The organism is Streptomyces prasinopilosus (assembly GCF_001419695.1).
In the GTDB taxonomy this organism is placed as follows: Bacteria; Actinomycetota; Actinomycetes; order Streptomycetales; family Streptomycetaceae; genus Streptomyces; species Streptomyces prasinopilosus.
In genome coordinates this window covers 1-4,286 of the sequence record NZ_LIRG01000216.1, presented here as the reverse complement: position 1 = coordinate 4,286, position 4,286 = coordinate 1, and the positions used below count along the sequence as shown (strand labels likewise).

Here is a 4,286-nt window from a genome sequence, read left to right as displayed (position 1 = left end):
TGTTCGGCGCGGCCCGCCCCCGCACGGTCCTCGTGACCACCCCGAACGTCGAGTACAACGTGCGCTGGGAGAGCCTGCCGGCCGGGCACGTCCGGCACGGCGACCACCGCTTCGAGTGGACCCGCGAGGAGTTCCGCGCCTGGGCGGCCGAGGTCGCCGGACGGCACGGGTACGAGGTCGGGTTCGTCCCGGTCGGGCCGGACGACCCCGAGGTCGGACCGCCCACCCAGATGGCCGTGTTCACGGCCGGAGACGTGAAGGACAGGAAGGAGGCGAGGGCGGCATGAGCGACGAGACCACCACCGGAGCCCGGACCGGAGCGCAGTGCGCGGACCGGCCCGCCGGGAGCCCTGGCCGGGTCCTGCCCGTCACCGACCTCTCCCTCGTCGTGCTCGTCGGCGCCTCCGGCTCGGGCAAGTCCACCTTCGCCCGGCGCCACTTCAAGCCCACCGAGGTCCTCTCCTCCGACTTCTGCCGCGGCCTGGTCGCCGACGACGAGAACGACCAGAGCGCGTCCCAGGACGCCTTCGACGTCCTGCACTACATCGCGGGCAAGCGGCTCGCCGCGGGCCGCCGCACCGTCGTCGACGCCACCAGCGTCCAGCAGGACGCCCGGCGCCAACTGATCGACCTGGCCAGGAAGTACGACGTGCTGCCGATCGCCGTCGTGCTCGACGTGCCCGAGGAGGTGTGCGCCGAGCGCAACGCGGCCCGCTCCGACCGCGCGGACATGCCCCGCCGGGTCGTCCAGCGGCACGTCCGCGAACTCCGCCGCTCCCTGCGGCACCTGGAGCGCGAGGGCTTCCGCAAGGTGCACGTCCTGCGCGGCGTCGAGGAGATCGAGCACGCCACCGTCGTCACCGAGAAGCGCTACAACGACCTCACCCACCTCACCGGCCCCTTCGACATCATCGGCGACGTCCACGGCTGTGCCGCCGAACTGGAGGCGCTGCTCGTGTCGTTGGGGTACGCCGACGGCGTGCACCCCCAGGGCCGCACCGCGGTCTTCGTCGGTGACCTCGTCGACCGGGGCCCGGACAGCCCGGGCGTGCTGCGTCGGGTGATGTCGATGGTGAGGTCGGGCAACGCGCTGTGCGTCCCCGGCAACCACGAGAACAAGTTCGGCCGGTACCTCAGGGGCCGCCGGGTCCAGCACACCCACGGGCTCGCCGAGACCGTCGAGCAGATGGACAAGGAGAGCGAGGAGTTCCGCGCCGAGGTGCGGGAGTTCATCGACGGCCTGGTCAGCCACTACGTCCTCGACGGGGGCAGGCTCGTCGTCTGCCACGCCGGCCTGCCGGAGAGGTACCACGGCCGCACCTCGGGCCGGGTCCGCTCGCACGCGCTGTACGGCGACACCACCGGCGAGACCGACGAGTTCGGCCTGCCGGTGCGCTACCCGTGGGCGGAGGACTACCGGGGCCGTGCCGCCGTCGTCTACGGCCACACCCCGGTCCCGGAGGCCACCTGGCTCAACAACACCATCTGCCTGGACACCGGTGCCGTCTTCGGCGGCAAGCTCACCGCGCTGCGCTGGCCGGAGCGGGAACTGGTCGACGTGCCGGCCGAGCGGATCTGGTACGAGCCGGCCCGCCCGCTGCGCACCGAGGCCCCCGGCGGCCGGGACGGCCGCCCCCTGGACCTCGCCGACGTGTACGGCCGCCGGGCCGTGGAGACCCGGCACGCCGGCCGGGTGACCGTGCGCGAGGAGAACGCGGCCGCCGCGCTGGAGGTCATGAGCCGCTTCGCGATCGACCCGCGCCTGCTGCCGTACCTCCCGCCGACCATGGCGCCCACGGCCACCTCGCGCCTGGACGGCTACCTGGAGCACCCGGCCGAGGCCTTCGCCCAGTACCGGGAGGACGGGGTCGGGCGCGTCGTGTGCGAGGAGAAGCACATGGGCTCGCGCGCGGTCGCCCTGGTCTGCCGGGACGCGGAGGCGGCCGCCCGGCACTTCGGTGTCGGGGACGGCCCGGCCGGATCGCTCTACACCCGCACCGGCCGCCCGTTCTTCGACGACGCCGAGGTCACCGGGGAGATCCTCGGCCGGCTGCGCACGGCGGTCACCGACGCCGGACTGTGGGACACCCTCGGGACCGAATGGCTGCTGCTGGACGCCGAGTTGATGCCGTGGTCGCTGAAGGCGTCCGGACTGCTGCGCTCCCAGTACGCCGCCGTGGGCGCCGCCGGCGGCGCGGTGTTCCCGGGCGCGCTCGCGGCCCTGGAGGGCGCCGCCGCCCGGGGCGTCGAGGTGGCGGGGCTGCTGGAGCGCCAGCGCGAACGGGCCGGCGCGGTCGAGGCGTTCACGCGGGCCTACCGCCGCTACTGCTGGACCACCGACCGGCTGGACGGCGTACGCCTGGCCCCCTTCCAGATCCTCGCGGTCCAGGGCCGCAGCCTCGCCGGGCTGCCGCACGACGAGCAACTCGCCCTGCTGGACCGCGTGATCGAGCACGACGCCACGGGCCTGCTGCAGACCACCCGGCGGCTGTACGTCGACCCCGCCGACCCCGAGTCGGTGCGGGCGGGCGTCGACTGGTGGCTGGAGATGACCGGGCGCGGCGGCGAGGGCATGGTCGTCAAACCGGTCGGGGCCCTGGCCCGCGACCCGAAGGGCCGCCTGGTGCAGCCGGGGATCAAGTGCCGGGGCCGCGAGTACCTGCGGATCGTCTACGGCCCCGAGTACACGCGCCCCGACAACCTGGCCCGGCTGCGCGGCCGCTCGCTCGGCCACAAGCGGTCCCTGGCGATCCGCGAGTACGCCCTCGGTCTGGAGGCGCTGGACCGCCTCGCCGCGGGGGAGCCGCTGTGGCGGGCGCACGAGGCGGTCTTCGGCGTCCTGGCCCTGGAGTCGGAGCCCGTCGACCCGCGCCTGTAGGGGCCGGGACGGCCGCGCACGGCGACCCGGCCGGCCCGGGCGGGGGAGGCCCGCCCGGACCGGCCGGACCTCCCCCGTGGCCGGGGCCCGCCCCGGCCACGGAGGGTTAACACCCCCTCGGCCGGTCAGGATGGAACCATGACCTACCACGTCGACTCCGAGGTCGGACGGCTGCGCCGTGTCATCCTGCACCGGCCCGATCTCGAGCTCAAAAGGCTCACCCCCAGCAACAAGGACGCCCTGCTGTTCGACGACGTGCTCTGGGTGCGCCGGGCGCGCGCCGAGCACGACGGGTTCGCCGACGTCCTGCGCGACCGGGGCGTCACCGTCCACCTCTTCGGCGACCTGCTCGCCGCCACGCTGGACGTCCCGGCGGCCCGCTCGCTCGTCCTGGACCGCGTCTTCGACGAGAAGGAGTACGGCCCGCTGGCCACCGACCACCTGCGCGCGGCCTTCGAGACGCTGCCGTCGGCCGAACTGACCGAGGCGCTGGTCGGCGGGATGACCAAACGGGAGTTCCTGGACGCCCACCCGGAGCCCACGTCCGTGCGCTTCCACGCCATGGAACTCGACGACTTCCTGCTCCGCCCGCTGCCCAACCACCTCTTCACCCGCGACACCTCCGCCTGGATCTACGACGGCGTCTCCATCAACGCCATGCGGTGGCCCGCCCGGCAGCGCGAGACCGTGCACTTCGAGGCGATCTACCGGCACCACCCGCTCTTCCGCGACGAGGGCTTCCGCCTCTGGTCCGAGGGCCAGGCCGACTACCCGTCCACCATCGAGGGCGGGGACGTGCTGGTCATCGGCAACGGCGCGGTGCTGATCGGGATGAGCGAGCGGACCACCCCGCAGGCCGTGGAGATGCTCGCGCACAAGCTGTTCGCCGCCGGGTCCGCCGAGACCATCGTGGCCCTCGACATGCCGAAGAGACGCGCCGTGATGCACCTGGACACGGTGATGACGATGATCGACGGCGACACCTTCACCCAATACGCGGGCCTCGGCATGCTCCGTTCGTACACCATCGAGCCCGGCTCGGGGGACAGGGAGCTGAAGGTCACCGACCATCCGCCGGAGCACATGCACCGCGCGATCGCCGCCGCGCTCGGACTCAGCGAGATCCGGGTGCTGACCGCCACGCAGGACGTCCACGCCGCCGAGCGCGAGCAGTGGGACGACGGCTGCAACGTCCTGGCCGTCGAACCCGGCGTCGTCGTCGCCTACGAGCGGAACGCCACCACCAACACGCACCTGCGCAAGCAGGGCATCGAGGTGATCGAGATCCCCGGCAGCGAACTGGGCCGGGGCAGGGGCGGACCGCGCTGCATGAGCTGCCCGGTCGAGCGGGACGCCGTCTAGACCGGCACCCCGGTTCCGGGCACGGGACCGGGGTGCCGGTCTAGAC

The 4,286-nt window shown here is 73.5% G+C and carries 2 protein-coding genes and 1 pseudogene; all 3 read left to right on the top strand.

Features of this window, described 5'->3' with window-relative positions:
- Positions 1-287 (top strand): annotated as a pseudogene (locus AOK18_RS10710) (3' terminal RNA ribose 2'-O-methyltransferase Hen1); the annotation flags it as partial.
- Positions 284-2,878, top strand: coding sequence for a polynucleotide kinase-phosphatase (locus AOK18_RS10705; protein ID WP_240503132.1), 2,595 nt, complete (start codon positions 284-286; stop codon positions 2,876-2,878). The pseudogene AOK18_RS10710 and the gene AOK18_RS10705, both read left to right, overlap by 4 nt.
- 138 nt (positions 2,879-3,016) lie before the next feature.
- Positions 3,017-4,240, top strand: coding sequence for an arginine deiminase (locus AOK18_RS10700; protein WP_055694166.1), 1,224 nt, complete (start codon positions 3,017-3,019; stop codon positions 4,238-4,240).
- The last annotated feature ends 46 nt before the right edge of the window (positions 4,241-4,286 follow it).

Excerpts from the sequence above, each read along its gene's own strand:
- AOK18_RS10705 (WP_240503132.1), top strand. The coding sequence starts at position 284 with ATGAGCGACGAGACCACCACCGGAGCCCGGACCGGAGCGCAGTGCGCG.
- AOK18_RS10700 (WP_055694166.1), top strand. The coding sequence starts at position 3,017 with ATGACCTACCACGTCGACTCCGAGGTCGGACGGCTGCGCCGTGTCATC.